General features: G+C 60.3%; 23 protein-coding genes and 3 tRNA genes. 14 read left to right on the forward strand and 12 right to left on the reverse strand.

Annotation, left to right across the window (positions count from 1 at the left end; translation table 11 throughout):
• The first annotated feature begins 33 nt into the window (after nt 1–33).
• Nucleotides 34–1,326 carry an adenosylmethionine--8-amino-7-oxononanoate transaminase gene (bioA, locus tag ABVR31_RS13110; protein ID WP_372773108.1) on the forward strand — a complete coding sequence of 431 codons (1,293 nt, stop codon included), beginning with the start codon at nt 34–36 and terminating at the stop codon, nt 1,324–1,326.
• A gap of 67 nt (nt 1,327–1,393) precedes the next feature.
• Nucleotides 1,394–1,870, forward strand: a complete 477-nt coding sequence (locus tag ABVR31_RS13115) for a kinase inhibitor (RefSeq protein ID WP_058781275.1) — start codon at nt 1,394–1,396, stop codon at nt 1,868–1,870.
• A 78-nt stretch (nt 1,871–1,948) separates the two neighbouring features.
• Here the strand turns inward: ABVR31_RS13115 and pgl are convergent, their stop codons facing one another.
• Nucleotides 1,949–2,944, reverse strand: coding sequence for a 6-phosphogluconolactonase (gene pgl, locus ABVR31_RS13120; protein WP_372773110.1), 996 nt, complete (start codon nt 2,942–2,944; stop codon nt 1,949–1,951).
• A gap of 148 nt (nt 2,945–3,092) precedes the next feature.
• On the opposite strand from pgl, the gene ABVR31_RS13125 reads away from it, so the two are divergent.
• The gene (locus ABVR31_RS13125) at nt 3,093–3,911 is read left to right on the forward strand and encodes a pyridoxal phosphatase (RefSeq protein ID WP_372773112.1); all 819 of its coding nucleotides are present in this window, start codon (nt 3,093–3,095) and stop codon (nt 3,909–3,911) included.
• A 107-nt stretch (nt 3,912–4,018) separates the two neighbouring features.
• Here the strand turns inward: ABVR31_RS13125 and modC are convergent, their stop codons facing one another.
• From modC to ABVR31_RS13145, 4 genes are all read right to left on the reverse strand, one after another.
• Complete coding sequence (modC, locus tag ABVR31_RS13130; protein ID WP_372773114.1) at nt 4,019–5,077, reverse strand: molybdenum ABC transporter ATP-binding protein ModC; 1,059 nt, start codon at nt 5,075–5,077, stop codon at nt 4,019–4,021.
• Nucleotides 5,077–5,769: a molybdate ABC transporter permease subunit gene (gene modB, locus ABVR31_RS13135; RefSeq protein ID WP_021508509.1), complete on the reverse strand. Its 693-nt coding sequence runs from the start codon at nt 5,767–5,769 to the stop codon at nt 5,077–5,079. The genes modC and modB overlap by 1 nt, the downstream gene beginning before the upstream one ends.
• Nucleotides 5,766–6,539, reverse strand: coding sequence for a molybdate ABC transporter substrate-binding protein (modA, locus tag ABVR31_RS13140; RefSeq protein WP_372773116.1), 774 nt, complete (start codon nt 6,537–6,539; stop codon nt 5,766–5,768). Before modA ends, modB begins: the two co-directional genes overlap by 4 nt.
• Before the next feature lie 127 nt (nt 6,540–6,666).
• On the reverse strand, nt 6,667–6,825 hold the full coding sequence (locus tag ABVR31_RS13145; protein ID WP_021508511.1) for an AcrZ family multidrug efflux pump-associated protein: 159 nt from the start codon (nt 6,823–6,825) through the stop codon (nt 6,667–6,669).
• A 117-nt stretch (nt 6,826–6,942) separates the two neighbouring features.
• Between ABVR31_RS13145 and modE the strand changes: the two genes are divergently transcribed.
• From modE to gpmA, 6 genes are all read left to right on the forward strand, one after another.
• Nucleotides 6,943–7,725: a molybdenum-dependent transcriptional regulator gene (gene modE / locus ABVR31_RS13150; RefSeq protein WP_372773118.1), complete on the forward strand. Its 783-nt coding sequence runs from the start codon at nt 6,943–6,945 to the stop codon at nt 7,723–7,725.
• A gap of 76 nt (nt 7,726–7,801) precedes the next feature.
• The gene (gene modF, locus ABVR31_RS13155; RefSeq protein WP_104187140.1) at nt 7,802–9,274 is read left to right on the forward strand and encodes a molybdate ABC transporter ATP-binding protein ModF; all 1,473 of its coding nucleotides are present in this window, start codon (nt 7,802–7,804) and stop codon (nt 9,272–9,274) included.
• 262 nt (nt 9,275–9,536) lie between these two features.
• Nucleotides 9,537–10,580 (forward strand): galactose-1-phosphate uridylyltransferase, encoded by a 1,044-nt coding sequence (gene galT / locus ABVR31_RS13160; protein ID WP_021508514.1) that lies wholly within the window; start codon nt 9,537–9,539, stop codon nt 10,578–10,580.
• The gene (galK, locus tag ABVR31_RS13165; protein ID WP_325967051.1) at nt 10,581–11,729 is read left to right on the forward strand and encodes a galactokinase; all 1,149 of its coding nucleotides are present in this window, start codon (nt 10,581–10,583) and stop codon (nt 11,727–11,729) included.
• Nucleotides 11,723–12,757, forward strand: a complete 1,035-nt coding sequence (gene galM / locus ABVR31_RS13170) for a galactose-1-epimerase (protein WP_058757860.1) — start codon at nt 11,723–11,725, stop codon at nt 12,755–12,757. The genes galK and galM overlap by 7 nt, the downstream gene beginning before the upstream one ends.
• A gap of 152 nt (nt 12,758–12,909) precedes the next feature.
• Entirely contained in the window at nt 12,910–13,662 is a 753-nt protein-coding gene (gpmA, locus tag ABVR31_RS13175; RefSeq protein WP_010616013.1) for a 2,3-diphosphoglycerate-dependent phosphoglycerate mutase, read from the forward strand.
• Between the two features lie 63 nt (nt 13,663–13,725).
• Here gpmA and aroG read toward each other — a convergent pair whose 3' ends face one another.
• A complete protein-coding gene (aroG, locus tag ABVR31_RS13180; RefSeq protein WP_021508517.1) occupies nt 13,726–14,778 on the reverse strand; it encodes a 3-deoxy-7-phosphoheptulonate synthase AroG in 1,053 nt (350 codons plus the stop codon).
• A 297-nt stretch (nt 14,779–15,075) separates the two neighbouring features.
• Between aroG and ABVR31_RS13185 the strand changes: the two genes are divergently transcribed.
• The 4 genes from ABVR31_RS13185 (at nt 15,076) to zitB (ending at nt 20,113) form a co-directional block, all read left to right on the forward strand.
• Nucleotides 15,076–15,432, forward strand: coding sequence for a YbgS-like family protein (locus tag ABVR31_RS13185; RefSeq protein ID WP_372774038.1), 357 nt, complete (start codon nt 15,076–15,078; stop codon nt 15,430–15,432).
• A 103-nt stretch (nt 15,433–15,535) separates the two neighbouring features.
• Nucleotides 15,536–16,120: a response regulator transcription factor gene (locus ABVR31_RS13190; protein ID WP_021508519.1), complete on the forward strand. Its 585-nt coding sequence runs from the start codon at nt 15,536–15,538 to the stop codon at nt 16,118–16,120.
• On the forward strand, nt 16,102–19,182 hold the full coding sequence (locus ABVR31_RS13195) for an ATP-binding protein (RefSeq protein WP_372773122.1): 3,081 nt from the start codon (nt 16,102–16,104) through the stop codon (nt 19,180–19,182). The genes ABVR31_RS13190 and ABVR31_RS13195 overlap by 19 nt, the downstream gene beginning before the upstream one ends.
• Nucleotides 19,157–20,113: a CDF family zinc transporter ZitB gene (gene zitB / locus ABVR31_RS13200; RefSeq protein WP_372773124.1), complete on the forward strand. Its 957-nt coding sequence runs from the start codon at nt 19,157–19,159 to the stop codon at nt 20,111–20,113. Before ABVR31_RS13195 ends, zitB begins: the two co-directional genes overlap by 26 nt.
• Here zitB and pnuC read toward each other — a convergent pair.
• The 3 genes from pnuC to ABVR31_RS13215 all read right to left on the reverse strand — a co-directional run bounded on the left by pnuC (nt 20,110) and on the right by ABVR31_RS13215 (nt 22,557).
• Complete coding sequence (gene pnuC, locus ABVR31_RS13205; protein WP_372774040.1) at nt 20,110–20,829, reverse strand: nicotinamide riboside transporter PnuC; 720 nt, start codon at nt 20,827–20,829, stop codon at nt 20,110–20,112. The two genes, zitB and pnuC, sit on opposite strands and share 4 nt — an antisense overlap.
• Before the next feature lie 25 nt (nt 20,830–20,854).
• The gene (gene nadA, locus ABVR31_RS13210; protein ID WP_372773126.1) at nt 20,855–21,916 is read right to left on the reverse strand and encodes a quinolinate synthase NadA; all 1,062 of its coding nucleotides are present in this window, start codon (nt 21,914–21,916) and stop codon (nt 20,855–20,857) included.
• A gap of 101 nt (nt 21,917–22,017) precedes the next feature.
• The gene (locus tag ABVR31_RS13215) at nt 22,018–22,557 is read right to left on the reverse strand and encodes a methylated-DNA--[protein]-cysteine S-methyltransferase (protein ID WP_372773127.1); all 540 of its coding nucleotides are present in this window, start codon (nt 22,555–22,557) and stop codon (nt 22,018–22,020) included.
• A 158-nt stretch (nt 22,558–22,715) separates the two neighbouring features.
• On the opposite strand from ABVR31_RS13215, the gene ABVR31_RS13220 reads away from it, so the two are divergent.
• Entirely contained in the window at nt 22,716–24,176 is a 1,461-nt protein-coding gene (locus ABVR31_RS13220) for an AlkA N-terminal domain-containing protein (protein ID WP_372774042.1), read from the forward strand.
• Nucleotides 24,177–24,584: 408 nt separating this feature from the next.
• Here ABVR31_RS13220 and ABVR31_RS13225 read toward each other — a convergent pair.
• From ABVR31_RS13225 to ABVR31_RS13235, 3 genes are all read right to left on the reverse strand, one after another.
• Nucleotides 24,585–24,660: transfer RNA gene (locus ABVR31_RS13225), tRNA-Lys, on the reverse strand.
• A 32-nt stretch (nt 24,661–24,692) separates the two neighbouring features.
• Nucleotides 24,693–24,768: transfer RNA gene (locus ABVR31_RS13230), tRNA-Lys, on the reverse strand.
• Nucleotides 24,769–24,818: 50 nt separating this feature from the next.
• Nucleotides 24,819–24,894: transfer RNA gene (locus ABVR31_RS13235), tRNA-Lys, on the reverse strand.
• Nucleotides 24,895–24,931: the final 37 nt, after the last annotated feature.

Raw genomic sequence — 24,931 nt, forward strand, 5'->3', positions numbered from 1 at the left:
AACTAAATCTTTTCAAAATGGTTTACAAGACAGATGTTCACACAGGACGACCTCCGCTTTGACCGCCAGCATATCTGGCATCCTTACACCTCAATGCGCGATCCGCTGCCGTGCTACCCGGTGGTGGCCGCGCACGGCTGCACGCTGCAGCTGGCCGATGGACGTGAGCTGGTCGACGGCATGTCGTCGTGGTGGGCAGCGATCCACGGCTATAACCATCCGCGCCTCAATCAGGCGTTGCAGCAGCAGATGGCGCAGATGTCACACGTGATGTTCGGCGGCATCACCCATCCGCCAGCCGTGGAGCTGAGCCGCCAGCTGATCGCCATGACGCCCGAGGCGCTGGAGTGCGTGTTCCTCGCCGATTCCGGCTCGATCGCCGTCGAAGTGTCGATGAAAATGGCGCTGCAGTACTGGCTGGGACGCGGAGAGACGCGGCAGAAATTCCTCACGCTGCAGCGCGGTTATCACGGCGATACGTTTGCCGCCATGTCGGTCTGCGATCCGGAAAACTCCATGCACAGCCTGTGGCGCGGCTACCTGCCCGAGCATCTGTTCGCCCGCGCGCCGCAGTGTGGCTTTGACGATGACTGGGATGACAACGATATTGCCGATTTCGCCCGGCTAATCGAGCAGCACCATCGCAGTATCGCCGCGGTGATCCTCGAACCTATCGTGCAGGGTGCCGGCGGCATGCGCTTTTACCATCCACGCTATCTGCAACAGGTGCGAGCGCTGTGCGATCGCTACGGTTTATTGCTGATCGCCGATGAGATCGCCACCGGCTTCGGCCGCAGCGGCAAGCTGTTTGCCTGCGAACACGCCGGCATCACACCGGACATTTTGTGTCTCGGCAAGGCGCTGACCGGCGGCACCCTGACGCTCTCCGCCACCCTGACCACGCGCGACGTCGCCGATACCATTAGCCGCAGCGCGGCAGGCTGCTTTATGCATGGTCCGACCTTTATGGGCAATCCGCTGGCCTGTGCGGTGGCGGTTGAAAGCCTGAAGCTGATCAACGAAGGGCACTGGCCGGCGCAGGTAGCGGCGATTGAACAGCAGCTGCGTGCGGAACTGCTGCCGCTGCGCGACCATCCGATGGTGGCGGATGCGCGCGTACTGGGGGCGATTGGCGTGATTGAAACCCATCAGCCGGTGAACATGGCGGCGCTGCAGCAGTTCTTCGTGGAACGCGGCGTATGGATTCGCCCGTTCGGTAAGCTGATTTACCTGATGCCACCTTATCTGATTTCTGCCGCACAGCTGACGCAGCTGACGGCGGCGTTAAGCGCTGCACTGGTGGTGGACGGCCACTTTCAGCCCTGACACCGCTGGCACTCGCCGCCATTTTCCACCATCATGGAGAGCAGTACACAACAGGAAAGGAGAGATCATGCGCGTAGTGAGCCAGGATTTTAACGATGGCGATAAAATGCCCGAGCGCCACGTGTTTAACGGCATGGGTTACCAGGGCGATAATCTGTCGCCGCACCTGGCATGGGATGAAGTGCCGGCCGGCACCAAAAGCTTTGTGGTGACCTGCTACGATCCGGATGCCCCGACCGGCTCCGGCTGGTGGCACTGGGTGGTCGCCAATATTCCGGCTGAGGTGACCGTGCTGTCACAGGGCGCCGGTTCCGGCGTGGCGGAACTGCCGGAGGGTGCCATTCAGACGCGCACCGATTTCGGCCAGAGCGGTTACGGTGGTGCAGCGCCGCCGCAGGGCGAATCGCATCGCTACATCTTTACGGTGCATGCGCTGGACGTGGAAAAAATTGAGGTGGACGAAGGTGCCAGCGGCGCGATGGTCGGCTTCAACGTGCACTTCCATGCGCTGGCCAGCGCGTCGATCACGGTGAAATACGCCTGATTGCATAAGGTGCGCATCGCTGCGCACCCTGGCAGAGGTCGCCGTGGATGGCGACCCTGCATGACCGAAGCGCGTTCCTCAGTCCAGCGCGTGAATCACTACCCACATCGGCCCCTGACCCACGGCGTAACGCGCCAGCGGTTGCAGCAGACCACGCTCGCCGATGCGATAGACTTCAATGTGATGCGATTTCTGCCCCGCCGCCACCAGATACTGACCGCTGCCATCAATGTTAAAGCCACGCGGCTGAGTTTCGGTCGGCTGATAACCTTCAATCGTCAGTACCGAGCCGTCCTCACTGAGACTGAACACGGTCAGCGTGCTGCTGGTGCGGTCACAGGCATACAGGAAGCGACCGTCCGGGGTGATATGGATATCCGCTGCCCAGCGCGTATCGCTGAAGCCCGGCGGCATGATATCAAGACTCTGCACACGCTCGACCTGGCCGTTAACATTGTTCAGGGCCCAGACGTCGACGGTGCTGTCCAGTTCGTTAACCACATAGCCATAGGCGCCGTTCGGGTGGAACGCCATATGACGCGGGCCGGCGCCTTCTACGGTGGTCACCTGCGGCTGCGCGCGCGGTGCCAGCTTGCCGTCCGCCTGCAGCTGATACAGGCAGATGCGATCCTGTTTCAGCGCCGGCACAAACAGCGTCTGGTTGCTGAGGTCGATATTCGCCGAATGGCAGCCATCCAGCCCGTTAATCACCTGCAGCGGCGCCTGCGGCAGGCCGTCGCTGCCAATCGGGCTGATGCTGACGCAGGCATCGTTATAGGAGCCGCAGAACAGATAGTTGCCCTGGCGGTCGGTAGAAATGTGAGTCGGGCTGCCCGGCAGCGGCGCTTCACCGGCCAGGCTCAACGTACCGTCGGCCGCAATGCGGTACGCCAGTACGCGAAAATTCGGACGCACGCCGACATAGAGAAAATCTTTCTTCGGGCTCACCACCATCGGCTGCACCTGGCCGGCCACATCCGTGACCTGCAATAACGTCAGTGCGCCATCTTCCTGCATCTGCCAGGCGTGGATCTGCTGGCTCTCGGGACTGGCGGTATACACGACTTGTTTCATGCGTTTTCCTTATTCGCTGCCTGATGAAAAACAGTAACTGTAGCGCGTTTCACCGCCGCGCGCTGGGCTGATTTGTGCCCTGCTTTTTGTCTCAGGGCCGCTGGCGGGTGTAGACTTAACGCTTTGCTAACTCCGGACGGAAAGTGTAATGAGCTACCGCGTAATCGCCCTTGACCTTGACGGCACCCTCCTGACCCCAAACAAAACCATCCTGCCAGAATCCCTTGAAGCCTTAGCCCGCGCGCAACAGGCTGGCGTTCAGGTGCTGATCGTCACCGGTCGCCATCACTGCGCGATTCACCCGTTTTATCAGGCGCTGCAGCTGACAACGCCCGCCATCTGCTGTAACGGCACGTACCTGTACGATTACCAGGCGCAACGGGTGCTGGCTGCCGATCCGCTGGAGAAAAGTCAGGCGGCGCGGGTGATTGAGATGCTCGATCAGGAGAATATTCACGGTCTGCTGTACGTTGATGATGCGATGCTGTACCAGGAAGCGACCGGCCATGTGACGCGCACCCTTAACTGGGCGCAGTCGCTGCCGGAAGCGCAGCGCCCGCTGTTTGTGCAGGTGCCGAGCCTGGCGCAGGCGGCGCACGACGCGCAGTCGATCTGGAAATTTGCCCTGTCGCATCCGGATACCCGCGCGCTGCAGCAGTTTGCTGAACGCACCGAACGCGAGCTGGGTCTGGCGTGTGAATGGTCGTGGCACGATCAGGTCGACATCGCTCAGGCCGGCAACAGCAAAGGCAAACGCCTGGCGCAGTGGGTGGCGAGCCAGGGTCTGAGCATGCAGGACGTGCTGGCGTTTGGCGACAATTACAACGATCTCAGCATGCTGGAGCAGGCCGGGCTGGGCGTGGCGATGGCCAATGCCGATGACGCCATCAAAGCACGCGCGCGCAAAGTGATCGGTACCAACCTTGAGCCGGGCATTGCGCAGGTGATCTACCAGGAAGTGCTGTAACGCCAGGCTGATCGCGGCATAAGGCATCAGTCAGGTTGACCGGAAAAAAGCGCGAAAAAACGCGCTGATCCGCAGACCGGACGTACCGCGTTGTCGTCCGGTTTGTGTTACGCGGTAATCGACACGCTCTTGATCTGCGCATACAGCCACTGATCGGGCCGGATATTCAGCTCGTCGCGCGCCCACGGTGAAATGCGCGCCCACAGCTCGCTGACGCCGATGCGCAGCTTAACTTCGACCTGGTCGTCCAGCTCCAGCAGCTCCACCACCTGCGCCGGTAAGATATTGCGGATCGAGGTATTTTGCGGCGGCTGCAGCGCCAGCGACACGTCCGCCGAGGCGATACGGATGCGCAGTACGCTTTTCACCGGCTGATTCACCCGGCTGACCCAGATGTGCTGATCGCCAAGCGACAGCGCGGTCATCGGGTAATCCGGATGCTGCTCCAGCACCTGCACGCGCAGCACGCTACTGCGCTCGGCCGCCGGCAGCCAGGGCCGCATCGCGCTGCTGCCCCACACTTTTTCCAGCGCGCCGAAGGCTTTGACGTTACCGTTATCCAGCACCAGCACCTGATTCGCCAGCTGGACAATCTCCTCCAGACTGTGGGTCACGTACAGCAGCGGAATCTCCACCTGCTTCGCCAGCTTCTGCAAATAGGGCATCAGCTCGCGCTTGCGTGGCAGATCGAGCGACGCCAGCGGTTCGTCCATCAGCAGGATATCCGGCGCGCTCAGCAGCGCCCGGCCCATCGCCACGCGCTGCTTTTCGCCACCCGACAGCGAGGCCGGATAGCGATCCAGCAGCGCATCCAGTCCCAGCAGCGTCACCAGCGCCCCGAACTGCGCCTTCATTTTAGGCGCCATGCCATACTGCAGATTGCCGCGCACGCGATAATGGGGAAACAGGCGCGCATCCTGAAACACGTAGCCGATGCGGCGTTTTTCCGGCGGCAGATTGATACCGCTGTCGCGGTCAAACAACAGACGATCGTGAAGCGCAATCTGGCCGCTCTGCGGCTGCGTCAGACCGCTGATGGCATTGATTAATGAGGTTTTTCCTGCACCGGACACGCCAAAGATCGCGGTGATGCCGCTGGCCGGAATCTCCACATCGACGTTGAGCTGATGCTCACCGAGCTGTTGCGCAATGTTGATTTTCAGCATCAGGCCGCTCCCAGCCGCTTGCGGCCCCAGCGCGCCAGCAGCTCCGAGGCCACCAGCGACAGCAGCGCCAGCGCAATCGCCACCGCGCACAGCCGCGCCGCGGTGCCTTCCGCGCCGGGCGTTTCAATCAGGGTAAACATGGCTGACGGGATGGTGCGGGTTTCGCCGGGAATGTTGGAGACAAAGGTAATGGTGGCACCAAACTCACCGAGCGAGCGGGCAAACGCCAGCACGGTGCCCACGATGATGCCCGGAAAAGTCAGCGGCAGCGTGATGGTAAAAAACACCCGCCAGCGGCCCGCGCCTAAGGTCCGCGCCGCCTGCTCCAGCCGGCTGTCTACCGCTTCCAGTGCCAGACGAATGGCGCGCACCATCAGCGGAAACGCCATAACCGCCGAGGCCAGTACCGCACCGCGCCAGCTGAAGGCGAAGGTGATACCGAACCAGTCGTACAGCCAGCTGCCAATCAGGCCGCGCCGTCCCAGCGTCAGCAGCAGCAAATAGCCCACCACCACCGGCGGCAGCACCAGCGGCAGGTGAATCAGGCTATCGAGCAGGGTTTTGCCGGGAAAGCGACAGCGCGCCAGAATCCAGGCCATCAGGATGCCAAACGGCAGGCTGCACAGCACCGCCACGCAGGAAACTTTCAGGCTGAGGAACACGGCCTGCCATTCGGGATCGCTCAGTATCATCTCTTCGGTGTAAATCCATACTGTTTAAACACGGCAGCGGCATCCGGCCCCTGCAGATAGTCATAGAAGGCCTGCACCGCTGCGTTCTGGTGATCGCTGACCACCGCCATCGGGTACTCTACGGGTTTGTGACTCGCTTCGGGGAAGCATCCGACCACCTGCACCTTATCACTGGCTACCGCGTCGGAACCGTACACGATGCCATACGGCGTTTCGCGTCGCTCGACCAGCGCCAGCGCGGCACGCACGTTGTTAGCCGGTGCGAGCCGTGAAGCCAGCGTGTCCCACGCGCCCAGCTTTTGCAGCGCTTCTTTGGCATAAATACCTGCCGGCACGTGATCCGGATCGCCCACCGCCAGGCGCTCGCCCTTAAGCAGGTTCTGCCATGGGGTCTGCGCATTGATGGTCACCGGCTGCGCGTTAGCGCTTTTTGCCGCCACCAGCACCAGATCGTTGCCCAGCAGCGTGTAGCGCGTATTGCCGATCACGCTGTTTTTCGCCACCGCATCATCCATCCACTGCTGATCGGCAGAGATAAACAGATCCGCCGGGGCGCCCTGCTCGATTTGCCGCGCCAGCGTCGACGAGGAAGCGAACGAGGATACCACTTCAACGCCGCTTTTTTGCTGATATTGCGTGGCAATCTGCTGCATCGCATTAGTCAGCGAGGCCGCAGCGAACACAGTAATTTTCTCCGCCGCCAGCGCCTGACCCGACAGCGACACGGTGACCACGGCCGCCGCCGCCCAGTGATAAAGCGTATTTTGCATAGAGAGCTCCAGGTTACGTTATATAGTTAATAATACAACGCGAGCCTGAAAGCTGTCATGAGCTTTATATCGGCAAAAATGGCGGGAAGTTAAGGGCAAAACGCCCGCAGCGTGCGGGCGTTAAAAATCAGTGGTGTGAGCTATTGGCGGGACGGTCGTCGCGGCGGCCAAATTTAGAGATGACGTTAAAGACTTCACCCAGGCCGTAAATCAGACCCAGCATAATCGCCATCACGATGGGCACCATGATGATGGCGACCGCCAGGCTTTTTAACAGTTCCAGCATGGAAACCTCGCGCAAAGAGTAAAAAAGTGATTGTAACGGCTGGAGAAAAAAAGGCACTGCCCTTTTCGTGCTTTTACTTTAGGCCTTACAATTGGCGCATTCACCTAAGGAGCTGACATGCAGGCAGAACTCTCTCTTCACATCCGTCTTCAGCAGAAACTGTTTGCCGATCCGCGCCGTATCGAGCTGCTCAGGCGCGTGCAGGAAACCGGCTCCATCAGCCAGGGCGCCAGACTGGCGGGCATCAGCTATAAAAGCGCCTGGGACGCCATCAATGAGATGAATCAGCTGGCGGATCAGACGCTGGTCGAACGCGCGACCGGCGGCAAAGGCGGCGGTGGTGCGCGGCTGACGCGCTACGGCGAGCGATTAATTCAGCTGTTTCAGCTGATGGAGCAGATCCAGCAAAAAGCCTTTGACGTGCTGCAAAACGATAGCCTGCCGCTCGACAGCCTGCTGGCGGCGATCGCCCGCTTTTCCCTGCAAACCAGCGCGCGCAACCAGCTGTTTGGCACGGTGCAGGCGCGCGATCGTCAACACGTGCAGCAGCATATTGAGGTACTGCTGAACGACGGCGTGACGCGCCTGCAGGTGGCCCTGACCGAACGCAGCGCGGAGCGGCTGCAGCTCGACAGCGGTAAAGAGGTGCTGGTGCTGATCAAAGCGCCGTGGATCCGCCTGACACCTGACGCCGCCGAGGGCGATAATCAGCTGCCGGGCGTTGTCCACACCATCGAACCCGGCGAGACGCAGAGTGAAGTGCTGATTGCGCTGACGGGCGGTGAAATGTTGTGCGCCACCGTCCCCAGCCAGGCACTTCGCCAGCATAATCTGCAGCCCGGCAGCGCCGTGACCGCCTGTTTTAATGCCGAACACGCCATCATCGCCACACTGCTCTGATCTGGCCGCCATGATTTGACTTCATTACGCTGGCTCGCTACAACTGAGCGACTTGATGCAGAAAACGGAACAAATCATGGCCTCATTGCAAATTTCGCAAGGCATATTTCACCTGAGCGATAGCCGTACCCTGACCCTGCCGGACTTGACCCTGCACAGCGGCGAAAGCTGGGCCTTTGTCGGTGCCAACGGCAGCGGTAAATCTTCGCTGGCGCGCGCGCTGTCCGGCGAGCTGACGGCGGCAAAGGGCGAGCTGCGGCAGGATTTTCAGCGCCGCACCCGTCTGTCGCTGGAGCAGTTGCAACAGCTGGTGACGCAGGAGTGGGAGCGCAACAACACCGATCTGCTGAGTGAAGGCGAAGATGACACCGGCCGCACCGCGCTGGAAATCATTCAGGATGAAGTAAAGGATGAGGCGCGGGCGCAGGCGCTGGCCCAGCAGTTTGGTATCAGCGCTTTACTGACTCGCCGCTTCAAATACCTTTCTACCGGCGAAACGCGCAAAACGCTGCTGTGTCAGGCGCTGATGGCGCAGCCGGATTTGCTGATTCTCGACGAACCTTTTGATGGTCTGGATGTGGCATCGCGCGCCAGCCTCGCCGATACGCTGCATCAGCTGCATCGCGACGGCTACACCGTGGTGCTGGTGCTGAACCGCTTTGACGACATCCCGGATTTTGTCCAGCAGGTCGGCGTGCTGGCGGAGTGCACGCTGACGCACGTGGGCGCGCGCCAGGCGATTCTCGCCGAAGCGCTGGTGGCGCAGCTGGCGCACAGCGAACGCCTGCAGGGCATGGCGCTGCCGGAGCCGGACCAGCCGGATCAGCTGCCGCAGCTGGCGGCAGATGCGCCGCGCGTTATCCTGCGCAACGGCGTGGTGTCGTATAACGATCATGCGGTGATCGACGGCCTGAACTGGCAGGTCAATCCCGGCGAGCACTGGCAGATCATCGGCCCTAATGGCGCGGGTAAATCGACCCTGCTCAGCCTGGTCACCGGCGATCATCCGCAGGGCTACAGCAATGATTTAACGCTGTTTGGTATTCGGCGCGGCAGCGGTGAAACCATCTGGGACATCAAGCAGCATATCGGTTACGTCAGCAGCAGCCTGCATCTGGATTACCGCGTCAGCTGTAACGTGCGTACGGTGATCCTCTCAGGCTTTTTTGATTCGATCGGTCTGTATCAGGCGGTATCGGATCGGCAGAAAGCGCTGGCGCGCCAGTGGCTGGCGCTGCTTGGCATGGACAATGCGCTGGCCGATGCGCCGTTTCATAGCCTGTCGTGGGGCCAGCAGCGGCTGGTGCTGATTGCGCGCGCGCTGGTGAAGCACCCGACGCTGTTAATCCTGGATGAACCGCTGCAGGGGCTCGATCCCATTAACCGCCAGCTGGTGCGCCGCTTTGTGGATGTGCTGATCGGCGAAGGTCGTACCCAGCTGATGTTTGTGTCCCACCACGCCGAGGACGCGCCGCAGTGCATCACCCACCGCCTGAGTTTTGTAAAACAGGGCGCGGGCTATGTCTATCAGCAGGAGGCGTTGCGTTAGTTTTCATTGATGAGCGGGTCGCCATCCATGGCGGCCCGGCGATAACAGTACGCACCTGACAGATTTCCTTCCCTAAAAATGTAACCGCTACCACTAGCCTGCCGCATTATTCAGCAAACGCTGCGCATAAACCCACAAAATGAGAATCGTCACCTTGTGTAAACGATACCATTTATCCAGACTGGATCACGCTTTCAGCGCCACCGTTATGCTACGTTGAAGGCAGTGATTTTCTTCTGTTTGCCGATTACCAGGACTTGTTATGCAAAAATTTAACCCGGTCGATCATCCGCATCGCCGCTATAACCCGTTGATCGATCAATGGGTGCTGGTGTCACCGCATCGCGCCAAACGTCCGTGGCAGGGTGCGCAGGAGACACCAGCGCTGGAGCAACTGCCCGCACACGATCCGGACTGCTTCCTGTGCGCCGGTAACACCCGTATCACCGGCGACAAAAATCCCGATTACAAAAGCACTTACGTATTCACCAATGACTTCGCCGCGCTGATGACCGATACGCCGGACGCGCCGCAGAGCGATGATGTGCTGATGCGCTGTGAAGGCGCGCGCGGTACCAGCCGGGTAATCTGCTTCTCGCCAGATCACAGCAAAACCCTGCCCGAACTGCCGCTGCACAACTTGCAGGACATCGTGCGTACCTGGCAGGAGCAGACCGCTGAACTCGGTCAGCACTATCCGTGGGTGCAGGTATTTGAAAACAAAGGCGCAGCGATGGGCTGCTCGAATCCGCATCCGCACGGTCAGGTGTGGGCCAACAGTTTTCTGCCGAATGAAGCGCAAAAAGAGGATGACAACCAGCGCCGCTACTTTGCTGATAAAGGTACGCCGCTGCTGGTGGATTACGTAACGCGCGAGTTGCAGGACGGCAGCCGTACCGTGGTTGAAACCGATCACTGGCTGGCGGTAGTGCCGTGGTGGGCGGCCTGGCCGTTTGAAACCCTGCTGCTGCCTAAAACGCACGTGAAACGCATTACCGATCTCAGCGAGGCGCAGCGCACCGATCTGGCGCTGGCGCTCAAGCAGCTCACCAGCCGTTACGACAATCTGTTCCAGTGCTCGTTCCCGTATTCGATGGGCTGGCACGGCGCGCCGTTCAACGGCGAAGCCAACGATCACTGGCAGCTGCACGCGCACTTCTATCCCCCGCTGCTGCGCTCCGCCACGGTACGAAAATTTATGGTTGGCTACGAGATGCTGGCCGAGACCCAACGTGATTTAACGGCGGAACAGGCAGCAGAACGTCTGCGCTCTGTCAGCGCTATCCATTTCCGCGAGGAACAATAAATGTCTTTAAAATCGATCACTCAACAGGTTTTCGCTGACACCTTCGGCTACGCGCCGAGCCACAGCATTCAGGCACCGGGCCGGGTGAACCTGATCGGCGAGCATACCGATTACAACGATGGCTTCGTGCTGCCCTGCGCTATCGATTATCAGACCGTGATTGCCTGCGCCCGCCGCGACGATCGCCAGGTGCGCGTGGTGGCGGTGGATTACGACAATCAGCAGGATAGCTTCTCGCTGGATGCGCCGATTGAGCCGCTCAGCGAACCGATGTGGGCCAATTACGTGCGCGGCGTGGTGAAACATCTGCAGCAGCGCGACGCCAGCTTTGGCGGCGTGGATATGGTGATCAGCGGCAACGTGCCGCAGGGTGCCGGTCTCAGCTCGTCCGCCTCGCTGGAAGTGGCGGTGGGCACTGTGTTCCAGCAGCTGTATCAGCTGAAGCTCGACGGCGCAGCGATTGCCGTTAACGGGCAGGAAGCGGAGAACCAGTTTGTTGGCTGCAACTGCGGCATCATGGATCAGCTGATATCCGCACTCGGCCAGCAGGATCACGCCATGCTGCTGGACTGCCGCACGCTGGGTACGCGCGCCGTATCCATGCCGGAGGATGTCGCGGTAGTGATTATCAACTCGAACTTCCGCCGTAATCTGGTGGGCAGCGAATACAATACCCGCCGCGAGCAGTGCGAAACCGGTGCGCGCTTCTTCAACAAAAAGGCGCTGCGCGACGTGACGCTGGAGGAGTTTGCGGCAGCAGAACAGCAGCTCGATCCGCTGGTGGCCAAACGCGTGCGTCACGTGATCACCGAAAACGCCAGGACGCTGGAAGCGGCGGACGCACTGAGCAGCGGCGATCTGCAGCGCATGGGTGAACTGATGGCCGCCTCGCACGCCTCAATGCGCGACGATTTTGAGATCACCGTGCCGCCCATCGATCAGCTGGTGGAGATTGTTAAAGCGGAAATCGGCCCGCGCGGCGGCGTGCGTATGACCGGCGGCGGCTTTGGCGGCTGCATCGTGGCGCTGATGCCAACCGAACTGGTCGATCAGGTGAAAGCGGCGGTGGCGCAGCAGTACGAAGCGCAGACCGGCATCAAAGAGACCTTTTACGTGTGCAAAGCCTCAGCAGGAGCCGGCCAATGGTAAGCGACGTCAACTCTCACGCGCCCGACGGTCAGCCGTGGCGCATCACCGTACTGCGCAATCGCAACGGCATGGTCGCCACTTTTATGGACTGGGGCGCCACCTGGCTGTCGGCGCGCGTGCCGATGCAGGACGGCAGCGTGCGCGAAGCGCTGCTCGGCTGCGCCACGCCGTCCGACTATCTGCATCAGGATGCTTATCTCGGTGCCACCATCGGGCGTTACGCGAACCGCATCGCCTTCGCTGAGCTGAAGCCGCTTAACCGGCTGCTGGCGGCCAATCAGGGTCCGCACCAGCTGCACGGCGGGCCGCAGGGTTTCGACAAGCGCCGCTGGCAGATTCTCAGCCAGAGTGACAGCGAAGTGCACTATCGTCTTGATTCGCCGGACGGCGACCAGGGCTACCCCGGCAATCTGATTGCCGATGTAATTTATCAGCTCGATGACGATAACTGTCTGTCGATTCGCTATGAAGCGCAGACCGATCAGGCCTGTCCGGTCAACCTGACCAACCATGCTTACTTCAACCTTGATGCGCATCATGGCGACGCGCGCCAGCATCGCTTACAACTGCAGGCCGATCGTTATCTGCCGGTGGACAGCGCAGGCATTCCCAATGCGCCGCTGAAAGCAGTGGACGGCACCAGCTTTGATTTCCGCCAGCCGAAACGCGTGGCGGATGAGTTCCTGGCCGACGACGATCAGCGCGCGGTGAAAGGTTACGATCACGCGTTTCTGCTCACCACCGCCGGTGACAGCAGCCAGCCTGCTGCGCAGCTGTGGTCAGCGGACGACAAACTTAGCGTGAGCGTGTTCACCGCCGCGCCGGCGCTGCAGTTCTACTCCGGCAACTATCTGGAGGGAACGCGCGCCCGTGAACAGGGCAGCTATACTGCTTTCCAGGGCATCGCTCTGGAGAGTGAGTTTTTACCGGATTCGCCCAACCATAGCGAGTGGCCGCAGCCTGATTGCTGGCTGCAGCCCGGCGACACATGGCACTCCGTGACGCGTTATCGCTTCACCCCGCACTAAGCGCCGGTTGAAAAACGCGCACTGCGGTGCCGACAGGCTTACGCCGTGCGCTGTTTTCCGCTATGGTATGGCGCTATCAGTGTGCCGCTGAAATCAGCGGCCGCAGCCGGTTTCTATCATCATCGAAACATTAAGCATTAAGGAGTAAAGCTATGGCCGTAACTAAGCTGGTTCTGGTGCGCCACGGCGAAAGCCAGTGGAATCAGGAAAACCGCTTCACCGGATGGTACGACGTGGATCTGTCCGACAAGGGTCGCACCGAAGCCAAAGCAGCCGGTCAGCTGCTGAAAAAAGAAGGTTTCGTGTTTGATTTTGCCTACACCTCAGTGCTGAAGCGTGCCATCCACACTCTGTGGAACGTGCTGGATGAGCTGGATCAGGCCTGGCTGCCGGTCGAGAAAACCTGGCGTCTGAACGAGCGCCACTACGGTGCGCTGCAGGGTCTGGACAAAGCGGAAACCGCTGCAAAATATGGCGACGATCAGGTGAAACAGTGGCGCCGCGGCTTTGCCGTTACGCCGCCAGAGCTGGATCGTAACGACGAGCGTTTCCCGGGCCACGACCCGCGCTACAAATCCCTGACCGACGCGCAGCTGCCAACCACCGAAAGCCTGGCACTGACCATCGATCGCGTGATCCCATTCTGGAACGAGAGCATCCTGCCGCGCATCAAGAGCGGTGAGAAAGTGATCGTTGCCGCGCACGGTAACTCACTGCGCGCGCTGGTGAAATACCTCGATAACATGAGCGAAGATGAGATCCTCGAACTGAACATCCCAACCGGCGTACCGCTGGTGTATGAGTTCGACGAGAACTTCAAGCCAATCAAACATTACTATCTGGGTGATGCCGACGAGATCGCAGCGAAAGCCGCCGCCGTTGCTAACCAGGGTAAAGCGAAGTAAGTTCACGCTGAAACGCAAAAGGCCAGACGCGAGTCTGGCCTTTTTTTATGCCGTGCGCTGCCGTTAGCCGCGACGGGTTTTGATCGCCTGCGCCAGCTGACGCAGCGCTTTTTCCGTGTCGTCCCAGCCAATACAGGCGTCGGTGACGCTCTGGCCGTACACCAGCGGTTTGCCGCTGTCGAGGCTCTGGTTGCCTTCCACCAGGTGGCTCTCAATCATCACGCCGGTAATCGCCTGCTCGCCGCCGGCAATCTGCTGCGCCACGTCTGCGGCCACCACCATCTGACGCTGGAACTGCTTGCTGCTGTTGGCGTGGCTGAAGTCGATCATCACCTGTGGACGCAGGCCCGCTTTTTCCAGCCCGGTTTTCACCGCCGCAACGTGTTCCGCACTGTAGTTTGGCTCTTTGCCGCCGCGCAGAATGATGTGGCAATCTTCATTACCGCTGGTTTCGACAATCGCCGAATGACCATATTTGGTGACCGACAGGAAGCAGTGCGGCGCGCTGGCAGCACCGATGGCATCGATGGCTACTTTGATGGTGCCGTCGGTACCGTTTTTGAAGCCGACCGGACAGGAGAGCCCGGAGGAGAGCTCGCGGTGCACCTGCGATTCGGTGGTGCGCGCACCAATGGCGCCCCAGCTCATCAAATCCGCCATGTATTGCGGTGTGATCATGTCGAGGAACTCACCGGCAGCCGGCAGTCCGGTGTCGTTGATATCCACCAGCAGCTTACGCGCCAGGCGCAGGCCGTCGTTAATCTGGAAGCTACCGTCCATGTAAGGATCGTTGATCAGCCCTTTCCAGCCCACCGTGGTACGCGGTTTTTCAAAGTACACGCGCATCACCACTTCCAGCTCACCCTTCAGCTCCTCGCGCAACGTCAGCAGGCGCGCGGCATACTCTTTGGCTGCCTGCGTATCGTGGATGGAGCATGGCCCAATCACCACCAGCAGGCGGTCATCTTCACCGTGCAGAATGCGGTGAATGGCCTGGCGGGCCTGGGCAACGGTTTGAGCAGCGTTATCGGTGGCGGGGAATTTTTCCAGCAGCGCAACAGGGGGCAATAACTCTTTGATCTCTCTGATGCGTAAATCGTCGTTCTGGTAATCCATACTTATTCCATTCAAATTTCTGGCCCTGCGTACGTCGGGCGCAACCCGTCCAATGTATCCCTTCAGGCACCAGGTGTAAATTATGTCCTGTGCGCCAATGGCTCGCTCAGATTTGCATTTATTCGTTTATGAACTAAGCTTTTTAAACGTAAGCACTGAGGAATGAGGTGCTTTCGCTATTTATATTCATGCCGAACACTCATGACGGAATTAAATTCCGTCGCGGCACGCTTTTTTCGTCAAACAGCACCAGCGGGTGTCACGCGGCAACTATCCATTTATTACAGGAGCATAATGATGAATAAGTTTGCATTGATTTTTCTGACGGCAGCGATGACTTTGGGCAGCGGCGCAGCACTGGCTGCAGATAACAACAACGGCCAGGCGAATGCGTCAGCAGAAGCCGGCGCAGCCGCAGGCGGCGCGAAAGAGAATCTGCCGCCAAATAATGTCGATAATAGCAACATCAATAACGGCAGCATGAACACCAACGGTGCCGCGACTCCTGGTACCAGCTCCGGCAATATGTCGGCCAGCCAGGAACACAAAAATACCATGTGTAAAGATGGTCGCTGCCCGGATATGAACAAGAAAGTTGAAACTAAGGAAGGCGGTGGTCACGTTAAACACAAAACTGACGGCACCACGCAGTAATCCACGCGGAGCGTGATGCAGGGCGAGCTTCGGCTCGCCCTGTTGTTTTTCCCCTGCCCTATTTCCGCTATGCTAACGCTATGAAATTCACAGGAACTGTTTCATGGCTGCGCTGCTGCTTATCGATGATCACCCTTTAGTTGAAGTCGCGCTGGAAGCGGCCTGCCTCAACGCCCCTATTCCATTACAGCTCTACGCCGCCGGTGACGAAGCCCAGGCGCGCCAGCTGCTGCAACAGCATCATATTGATCTGATTGTGCTGGATATCGGCCTGCCGGATAGCGATGGTCTGGAGCTGCTGCGCCGTCTGCGTGCGCGCCATCCGCAGTGTCCGGTGCTGATCTACTCGGCCCAGCAGAGCCGCCACACGCTGCTCAGCGCCGCCTCGCTCGGCGCGGCCGGCTATGTGGTGAAGAGTCAAAGCATGGCGCAGTTGCTGAGCGCGATTCTGGCGGTGCTGGGCGGTCAGCAGGCGTTTCCGCCGCTGCCGGAGCGCATTGCGCTACCGCTCACCGAGAAAGAGCAGCAGATTGTGGCGCTGCTGGTGCGCGGGCTGTCGAATATTCAGATTGGCGAACAGCTGCACATCAGCAACAAAACCGTCAGCACCCACAAGAAAAATATCCTCGAGAAGACCGGCGTGCAGTCGGTGGTCGAGCTGGCAGAACTGTGGAAAGCGCAGCAGTGAAACGCTGGCTGCCGTTGCTTTTCCTGCTGTTTAGCCTGCTGGCGCGCGCCGGATTGCAGCCCGCCAGCAGCGTGATGCTGCCCGCCATGATGCCCGCGCCGCACGCCGAGCCGTGGCCAGGAGCGGTGCTGCGCGTGGCGGTGCCGGCGCAAAACAGCGCGCCCTGGGCGATGCGCATCGGCGATCGCATCTGGGGCATTGATGCCGATTATCTCAGCGCCCTCAGCCAGCTGAGCGGCAGCACATTCAGCCTGCACGGCTACCCTGACTTTGCCGCCCAGCTGGCGGCGCTGCAGCGTGGCGACGTGGATATGGTGCTGAGCACCCGCCAGCGCGATCTGCCCGCCGACGTACTGACCAGCGAGAGCTGGTTCACCAGTCCGATGCGCATCTACCGCAATCGTGACAACCAGCGCGCGGTGATGTTCAACAGTGATAACGCTCAGTTGACCATCGCCGCCGACACGCTGGCGCAGCTGCCGCAAACCTTTGCACATCGCCACCGCTGGCAGACGCTGCCCGGCAATTTACAGGCGCTGTATGCGCTGCTGAACCAGCAGAGTGACTATCTGGTGGCCGATGAAGCCAGCGCCGGTTTCCTGCTCAGCCAGCTGCAGCAGGGACAGATTTATCAAATCACCGCCGATCCCGGTGCCGGCGAGCTGTCGCTGCGCGCACTGACGCGCGATCCGGCGCTGATTGCCTGGCTCAACCGCCAGCTGCGTTTGCTGCCAGCGGAGTTCAGCAACCGCGTGCAGCAGCGCTGGAGTCCGCCGCTGCTGCGCTATCAGGATACGCAGACCCTGATGCTGACGGGCGCAGAGAAACAGTGGCTGGCGCAGCAGGATGCCATTCCTTATGCCGCCGAGAGCGATAACGCGCCGTGGAGCTATCGCGATGCCAGCGGCAACGCGCGCGGCTTCGGTATTGACCTGCTTAACGCGCTGAGCCAGAGCACCGGTCTGCGTTTCACGCCGCGCTGGGTCAATAATCCGCAGCAGGCCGCCAGTCTGTTGCAGCAGCAGCAGGTGATGCTCAACCTGTTACAGCCGCTGTACGGGGACGATGCTAACCGCACCGCGCTGCCAGTGTGGCGCGCCATCTGGGGCATTTACACGCTGTCCGACAGGCAGCCGATGGACTGGTCCGCGCTGCACGCTCAGCGCGTCGGCGTGCTGCGTGGCGATCTGGCGCAGCGTCTGCTTCCGGCTGAGATCGCGCCCCAGCTGTTCGACGATCGCGCCCAGCTGTGGCAGGCCCTCAACACTGGCCAGATTGATGCAGTGGTGGATAACGTGCTGTCGGCGCGCTGGCGCATGGCCAGCCATGAGGGCAACCGCGTGCATCTCGCGTTTGTGGCCAGCGATATCGCCTGGCCGCTGGCGCCGCAGGTGAGCGCTCAGCAGCCGCAGCTGAGCGCCCTGCTCGACCATGCGCTGCAGCAGATTCCGGCGGATACGCTGAACCAGATGCGCGTCAGCTGGTCGCAGCCGCCGCAGCCCGGCACCACCATGACGATGCGCAATGTGCCGCTGCTGATTTTGATTGCGGCCGCCGTGATCATCCTGCTGTTGCTGGTATTGCTGCTGCGCCGCTATCTGCAGCAGCGGCGTGAGCGGTTGCAGCGCGAGCAGGCGGAGCGCGCCAATGCCGCTAAAAGTCAGTTTCTCGCCACCGCCAGCCACGAGCTGCGCACACCAATGCAGGCGATTCTGGGTCTGCTGGAGCTGGAGCAGCAGCAGCATCCGAGCGCGCGGCTCGATCTGATGCACAGCAGCGCCCGGTCGCTGATGACGCTGCTGAACGACCTGCAGGATCATGCGCGCATCGAGAATCACAGCTTCCGCCTGACGCCGCGCCCGCTCGATCTCACGCTATGGCTACAGCAGCAACAGCAGTTTTACCACCCGCTGATGCGTGATGGCGGGCCACAGCTGCACGTGGCGGCGCTGACCCCGCTGCCGGCCAGCGTGATGCTCGACAGCGATCGCCTGCAGCAGGTGGTGAACAATCTGGTGGCCAATGCGCTGAAATTTACCCGCCACGGCGAAATCCGCCTGACGCTGGCGGTCACCGGGGATATCGCGCTGACGGTGAGCGACAGCGGCAGCGGCATTCCGCTCAGCGAACAGGCGCAGCTGTTTGAACCGTGGTATCAGGCGCCGTCGGGCAAGCGCCATGCGGTGCAGGGCAGCGGCCTCGGGCTGTTTATCTGTCGCGAGATTGTACAGCGCATGGGCGGCACGCTGTCGCTGCACTCCGCACCGCAGCAGGGCACCACGGTGAGCGTGCGCCTGCCGCTGGAACCCTGTGCGGCGACAGCGGCGGATGACGCCACGCACTGGCCGCACTATCCACAGCTGCGCGTGGCGATTGTCGACGATCACCCGACCAATCTGCTGGTGATGCAGCAGCAGCTGGCGAGCTTTGGCATTACTGCGGCGGTGTTTGAGGATGGCCGCGAACTGCTGCGGGCCGATGCGCAGCAGCCGTTTGATGTGCTGTTTATTGACCAGATGATGCCGCGCCCGGACGGCCTGACGCTGCTGCGCATCCTGCGCCGCCGTCAGCGCCAGCGCGTGCAGCCTGCGCTGCGCATACTGTGCTCCGCCGACGTACAGCTGCTGAAACTGCCGCTGCAGGCGGACGAAGCGCAGCTGGTCAAGCCGGTGACGCTGCGGGATATTGCACCGCTGCTGGCGCAGGCAGTGCGCGATCCGTTGCAGGTGCTGCCTGACAGCCTGCAGATTCTGGCGCAGCACAATCCGGCTTTCATCCCGCGTATTTGCCACACCCTGCAGCGTACGCTGCAGCAGGATCGTGATGCGCTGCTACAGGCGAGCGCGGCCGCAGACTGGCCCCAGCTGGCGCGCGCGGCGCACCGCCTGAAAGGCAGCTGGCTGATGCTCGGCATTGACGACGTGGCCGCCCGCTGCCAGCAGCTGGCCGACGCGGCAAAACAGCATCAGCCTGACCGTGATAATCTCAATTTACTGATATCATTAACGAACAGGCTACTTAACCAACTGGAACGTTATGGCACACACTCATTCTCACAGTGAGCACGGCGGCAACCGCATGCGTCTCGCCGCCGCGTTTGGCGTCACCGCGCTGTTTATGGTTGCCGAGGTCATCGGCGGGCTGGTGTCCGGCTCGCTGGCGCTGCTGGCCGATGCCGGACATATGCTCACCGACGCCGCCGCGCTGCTGATGGCGCTGCTGGCCGTGCAGTTCGCCCGGCGCAAACCGAATGCGCGTCACACTTTTGGCTTACTGCGCCTCACCACGCTGGCAGCGTTTGTGAACGCGATCGCGCTGCTGGTGATTACCGTCCTGATCGTCTGGGAAGCACTGCGCCGTTTTTACCAGCCCGAGCCGATTGAAGGCGGCCTGATGCTCGGCATCGCCATTGCCGGCCTGCTGGCGAATCTGCTGTCATTCTGGCTGTTGCATCGCGGCAGCGAAGAGAAGAATCTCAACGTGCGTGCCGCCGCGCTGCACGTGCTGGGCGACCTGCTGGGTTCGGTGGGTGCAATCGTGGCGGCGGTGATCATCATGCTGACCGGCTGGACGCCGATCGATCCGATTCTGTCGCTGCTGGTGGCGTTGCTGGTGGTGCGCAGCGGCTGGGCGCTGCTGCGCGAGAGCCTGCACGAGCTGCTGGAAGGCGCACCGACGCATATCGACGTGGATAAGCTGGCGCGGGCGCTGACGCGTCAGATTGATGAAGTGCGCAATGTGCATCATGTGCATGTGTGGCAGGTGGGCGAAAAGCCGGTATTGACGCTGCACGTACAGGTTATTCCGCCGTACGATCACGACGGCCTGCTGCGACGCATTCATCAGTATCTGCACCAGCATTATCAGATTGCCCATGCCACGGTGCAGATGGAGTATCAGCCCTGCGTCGGCCCGGACTGCGAGTTATGCGAGGAGAGCGGCACGCAGCACGAGCACGCAGCGCTGGAAGGCCACGCGCATCATCACCACTAATGGGACAGCGCGCGCGGACCCTGTTCCCGTGCGCTCTGCATCCACAGGCGCGTGCCGTTCAGCGCGATCAGCGTCAGAATGGCGTACTCCAGCGCCATGGCATACACGCCCTGACGCGCAAAGATCATCACGCTGATAACGTTGATCACCACCCACAGCAGCCAGTTCTCGACGTATTTGCGCGTCATCAGGATCATCGCCACAATCGACAGCACCATCATGCAGGAATCCCAGAACGGGAAGGCATCTGGCTGCAGCTGCGGCATCACCACGTTAAGGCCGAGCGATTGCATCAGGCCCACCGCGGTGCGCGTGAGGAAAGCGAATACCGGGTCGATATAGCGCGTCATCAGCGCAATGGCGATCACGCAGGCGGCGCCCCAGCCGATGGCTTTCGGCAGCGGCAGCCAGCGGATTTTCAGTGCCGCTTCATGGCTGCTGGTCTGCCGGCTCCACGCGTACCAGCCGTACACGTTGGCAACAAAGAAGAACAGCTGCAGCAGCAGGCTGGCATACAGCTGAATCTGAAAGAAAATCACCGCAAACAGCGTGACGTTAATCAGACCAAACAGGTAGTTGATAATTTTTTCCTGGCTGGCAAGCCAGATACACAGCAGGCCGGCCAGCGTACCGATCGCCTCAATCCATGACAGATCGTAGCCGCCGACGCCAATCGGAATATGAACCAGAATATTGTGTGTGCTAAAGAAGTCCATCATCTGCACCTGTATGAAAACCGCCTCAGGCGTTCCCTTTCAGCGTAAGTTTGAGTTGTGCTGCAAAGTCTAGCATGCGGTTGAGCGGCAGTAACGCCGCCTGACGCAGTGCCGCATCGACGTGAATTTCATGCTGCTCGCCGCCGTGCGCCAGCCCTTCAGCGATAGCCTGCAGGCCATTCATCGCCATCCACGGGCAGTGCGCGCAGCTGCGGCAGGTCGCCCCTTCGCCCGCGGTGGGCGCTTCCAGTAACTCTTTATTCGGTACCGCCTGCTGCATTTTGTAGAAGATGCCGCGATCGGTCGCCACAATCATCTGCGGATGCGGCAGCGTTTTGGCGGCCTGAATCAACTGGCTGGTGGAACCGACCGCATCGGCCAGTTCGACAATCGCCTGCGGTGACTCCGGGTGCACCAGCACCGCCGCGTCAGGATAGAGCGCTTTCATGCGCTGCAGCGCCTGGGTTTTGAACTCATCATGCACGATGCAGGCGCCCTGCCAGCACAGCACATCAGCGCCGGTTTGCTGCGTAACGTAGCGGCCCAGATGGCGGTCCGGTGCCCAGATGATTTTTTCACCGCGACTGTCGAGATATTCAATCAGCTCAACCGCAATGCTGGACGTCACTACCCAATCGGCGCGTGCTTTTACCGCTGCCGACGTGTTGGCATAAACCACTACAGTCCGATCCGGATGCGCATCGCAGAAGCGGTTAAATTCGTCAATCGGGCAACCGAGGTCAAGCGAGCACTCCGCCTGCAGCGTGGGCATCAGCACGGTTTTTTCCGGGCTAAGGATTTTGGCGGTTTCGCCCATGAAACGCACGCCGGCCACCAGCAGCGTTTGCGCCGGATGCTGGCTGCCAAAGCGTGCCATCTCAAGGGAATCCGCCACGCAGCCGCCGGTCTCTTCGGCCAGCGCCTGGATTTCCGGATCGGTGTAGTAATGCGCCACCATCACCGCATCGCGTGCTTTGAGCAGACGTTTAATTTCTTCGATGTAACCGGCTTTTTCCTGCGGGCTGAGGCGCGCCGGTTTCGGCGGGAAGGGATAAATGGCGCTTTCAGCATCAAACATTGCACTCATGACACGGCTCTCGTTTTATCGATTTAACAAAATCGCCCATCAGGACGATGATGCGGCATTAAATCCGCCATCGTGTTTTATATGCTAAACACAATAGCGGATTACACCGAGCCTGTCGTGTGATTTTTATGCGGGAAGTACCAGCTGCGCGCCGGCCTGGCCTGTTGTGGGCTTTCCAGCTCAAGCAGAAACGCTTTTACCGCCAGGCCGCCAGCGAAGCCTGTGAGCTTACCGTTGCTGCCGATAACGCGATGACAGGGCGCCATGATCGACAACGGATTTTTACCGTTGGCAGCCCCGACGGCACGTACCGCTTTCGGGTTGCCGATCTGCTCCGCGATTTGCAGATAGCTGCGGGTTTCACCAAACGGAATGGTGAGCAGCGCCTGCCAGACCTTTTTCTGAAACGCAGTGCCAACGGTGTCGTACGGCATGTCAAACTGCTGGCGCTCGCCAGCAAAGTACTGGCGCAACTGGCGTTCGGCCTCACAGAGAATCGGATGCTGGTCGTTACGCGCGATCGGTTTCAGCGGCACGCGCTGCGCGCCTTCGTTTTCCCATAAAATGGCTGACAGACCGCGATCCGTGGCAATGAGCGTCAGTTCTCCGACGGGCGTGGTAATGATTTTAGCGTGATACATGTTGCACCTCCGGCGTGGGCTATGCGGATGATTATCGCACTTTTGCGCAGCGAAACTGGCTGTTTTCGGCCATGAGCATAAACTGATTAGCTGTCCGAAAGCAGCCAGTTTTCCATCCGCGCCTGCGCGACGATGGTGTTTATTTGCCGGAGACGATGATGTTTGATCCTGAAATTGCCTATCAGGCGCTGACGGCGCGCGACAGCCGTTTCGACGGGGTGTTTTTTGTCGGCGTGACCTCCACCGGTATTTACTGCCGTCCGATCTGTCCGGTGAAAGCGCCGATGCAGAAGAACTGCCTGTTTTTCGCCAGTGCCGAAGCGGCCGAAAAGGCGCACTTTCGCCCCTGCCTGCGCTGTCGTCCCGAGCTGGCACCTGGTTCGGCACCGGTCGATAGCCATCATCGCATCGCCGACCGGCTGATTCGCCGTATCGAAGAAGGCTTACTGGAAGAACAGGAGACACTGGCTGAGATCGCCAGCGAGTTTGACCTGAGTGAACGCCAGCTAAGACGGGTGATTCAGCAGGAGCTGGGCGTGTCGCCGCTTGAGCTGCGGCAAACCCGGCGCATGCTGCTGGCGAAGCAGCTACTGACTGAAACCGCATTGCCGGTAACCGAAATCGCCTATGCCAGCGGTTTTCGCAGTCTGCGCCGTTTTAACGACGTGTTCCAGGCTCGCTATCGCATGACGCCTTCGCGTCTGCGTAAGCAGATTCAGACGGAAGCCCTGAATGGTGAGCAGGAAAGCGCCGAACTGCGCCTCAGCTACCGGCCTCCTTATGACTGGGACGCCATCCTCGATTTCCTGCAACAGCGCGTGATGAAGCAAGTCGAGTGGGTCAGCGAGGGTGTTTATCATCGTACTGTGGCGCTCGGTCAGTGTCGTGGCTGGGTACGCATTAGCCATTTGCCGGAAAAGCAGGCGCTGAAGGTGCAATTTACCACCACGCTGACGCCGGTGCTGCCTGCCCTGCTGCGCCGTTTACGCGATCTGTTTGATCTGGATGCCCAGCCACAGCGCATCAGCGAGCAGCTCAGCCAGGATCCGCTGTTAGCTGCGAGTCTGGCGCGCTATCCGGGTTTGCGCGTTCCTGGTGCGTTTGACGGCTTCGAGCTGGCGGTCCGCGCCATCCTCGGCCAGCAGGTGACGGTGAAAGCCGCGACGACGCTGAGCAGTCGCGTGGCGGAGCGTTTTGGCGCCCCCCTCACCACACCGTGGCCTGCGCTCTCCCGCTTACCGCCAGAGGCCGAATCACTGGCTGCTGCCACCCTCGATGATATCGCCAGCCTCGGCATTGTGAGCGCCCGCGCGCAGGCGATCCAGGCACTGGCCGCGGCCTGCGCCTCAGGAGCGCTGCGCTTCAATGGTGCGGTTAATCCGGACGTGGTGCAGCAGCAGTTGCTGGCGCTGAAGGGGGTCGGGCCATGGACAGCGAGTTATATCGCCATGCGCGCCCTGCGCTGGCCGGATGCCTTTCCGAAAGAGGACATTGCGATCCGCAATAATCTCGGTGGCGTGAGCGCAAAGGTCGCAGAGCAGATGTCGCAGGAGTGGCGCCCATGGCGCAGTTACGCGGTGCTGCATATCTGGAAGAGCCTGACGCCGGAAAAGCGCTAGTGAGATTTGGCATGATGTCGTTGCCAGAATAACTGTAATAGTGCCTTTCAGCCAAAGGGGACGGGGCGGTTGCGTAAAGTCGCCGTGAATACATCCCTGTAGGCTCTGCCGGCGCATCCATGCGCCGGAAGCTTTACTCCACCGCTCCGTACCCTTCGGCTTCATGTTAACTCTCTGCGCCTTGCTGAAAGCGCTGCAAAACTAAAGCAGCTGAAATGCCTGACAGCCAGAAAAGGCGGGTGCGGAGGAGCGAAGCGTCCGAGCCATGGATGGCGAGGCCGATCCACAGGGATGTGAGGTTCCTTTGCGATCCGCCCCGCCTTATCTGGCCTGAGTACGATCTCAAAGCAACATACCGAACTTCGTAAAAAAGCAAAAAGGCGCCTTTAGGGCGCCTTTCTACATAACTGGTGGGTCGTGCAGGATTCGAACCTGCGACCAATTGATTAAAAGTCAACTGCTCTACCAACTGAGCTAACGACCCGCTCGGGAAGTGGCTTACAACTTTCGACTTGATGGTGGGTCGTGCAGGATTCGAACCTGCGACCAATTGATTAAAAGTCAACTGCTCTACCAACTGAGCTAACGACCCATCAAGGTTGTGAAGCAAACTGAAGTGACATCAAAACTGAATGGTTGAGATGGTGGGTCGTGCAGGATTCGAACCTGCGACCAATTGATTAAAAGTCAACTGCTCTACCAACTGAGCTAACGACCCATCTTCAGTGCTGCCGATACTTGTTAAGATATGTCCC

The organism is Pantoea sp. WEP (genome assembly GCF_041678305.1).
GTDB classification, from domain to species: Bacteria; Pseudomonadota; Gammaproteobacteria; order Enterobacterales; family Enterobacteriaceae; genus Pantoea; species Pantoea dispersa.

What these genes read in the sequence shown, in the direction of transcription:
- bioA (WP_372773108.1), top strand. Translation starts at nt 34, where the DNA reads ATGTTCACACAGGACGACCTCCGCTTTGACCGCCAGCATATCTGGCAT.
- ABVR31_RS13115 (WP_058781275.1), top strand. Translation starts at nt 1,394, where the DNA reads ATGCGCGTAGTGAGCCAGGATTTTAACGATGGCGATAAAATGCCCGAG.
- pgl (WP_372773110.1), bottom strand. Translation starts at nt 2,944, where the DNA reads ATGAAACAAGTCGTGTATACCGCCAGTCCCGAGAGCCAGCAGATCCAC.
- ABVR31_RS13125 (WP_372773112.1), top strand. Translation starts at nt 3,093, where the DNA reads ATGAGCTACCGCGTAATCGCCCTTGACCTTGACGGCACCCTCCTGACC.
- modC (WP_372773114.1), bottom strand. Translation starts at nt 5,077, where the DNA reads ATGCTGAAAATCAACATTGCGCAACAGCTCGGTGAGCATCAGCTCAAC.
- modB (WP_021508509.1), bottom strand. Translation starts at nt 5,769, where the DNA reads ATGATACTGAGCGATCCCGAATGGCAGGCCGTGTTCCTCAGCCTGAAA.
- modA (WP_372773116.1), bottom strand. Translation starts at nt 6,539, where the DNA reads ATGCAAAATACGCTTTATCACTGGGCGGCGGCGGCCGTGGTCACCGTG.
- ABVR31_RS13145 (WP_021508511.1), bottom strand. Translation starts at nt 6,825, where the DNA reads ATGCTGGAACTGTTAAAAAGCCTGGCGGTCGCCATCATCATGGTGCCC.
- modE (WP_372773118.1), top strand. Translation starts at nt 6,943, where the DNA reads ATGCAGGCAGAACTCTCTCTTCACATCCGTCTTCAGCAGAAACTGTTT.
- modF (WP_104187140.1), top strand. Translation starts at nt 7,802, where the DNA reads ATGGCCTCATTGCAAATTTCGCAAGGCATATTTCACCTGAGCGATAGC.
- galT (WP_021508514.1), top strand. Translation starts at nt 9,537, where the DNA reads ATGCAAAAATTTAACCCGGTCGATCATCCGCATCGCCGCTATAACCCG.
- galK (WP_325967051.1), top strand. Translation starts at nt 10,581, where the DNA reads ATGTCTTTAAAATCGATCACTCAACAGGTTTTCGCTGACACCTTCGGC.
- galM (WP_058757860.1), top strand. Translation starts at nt 11,723, where the DNA reads ATGGTAAGCGACGTCAACTCTCACGCGCCCGACGGTCAGCCGTGGCGC.
- gpmA (WP_010616013.1), top strand. Translation starts at nt 12,910, where the DNA reads ATGGCCGTAACTAAGCTGGTTCTGGTGCGCCACGGCGAAAGCCAGTGG.
- aroG (WP_021508517.1), bottom strand. Translation starts at nt 14,778, where the DNA reads ATGGATTACCAGAACGACGATTTACGCATCAGAGAGATCAAAGAGTTA.
- ABVR31_RS13185 (WP_372774038.1), top strand. Translation starts at nt 15,076, where the DNA reads ATGAATAAGTTTGCATTGATTTTTCTGACGGCAGCGATGACTTTGGGC.
- ABVR31_RS13190 (WP_021508519.1), top strand. Translation starts at nt 15,536, where the DNA reads ATGGCTGCGCTGCTGCTTATCGATGATCACCCTTTAGTTGAAGTCGCG.
- zitB (WP_372773124.1), top strand. Translation starts at nt 19,157, where the DNA reads ATGGCACACACTCATTCTCACAGTGAGCACGGCGGCAACCGCATGCGT.
- pnuC (WP_372774040.1), bottom strand. Translation starts at nt 20,829, where the DNA reads ATGGACTTCTTTAGCACACACAATATTCTGGTTCATATTCCGATTGGC.
- nadA (WP_372773126.1), bottom strand. Translation starts at nt 21,916, where the DNA reads ATGAGTGCAATGTTTGATGCTGAAAGCGCCATTTATCCCTTCCCGCCG.
- ABVR31_RS13215 (WP_372773127.1), bottom strand. Translation starts at nt 22,557, where the DNA reads ATGTATCACGCTAAAATCATTACCACGCCCGTCGGAGAACTGACGCTC.
- ABVR31_RS13220 (WP_372774042.1), top strand. Translation starts at nt 22,716, where the DNA reads ATGTTTGATCCTGAAATTGCCTATCAGGCGCTGACGGCGCGCGACAGC.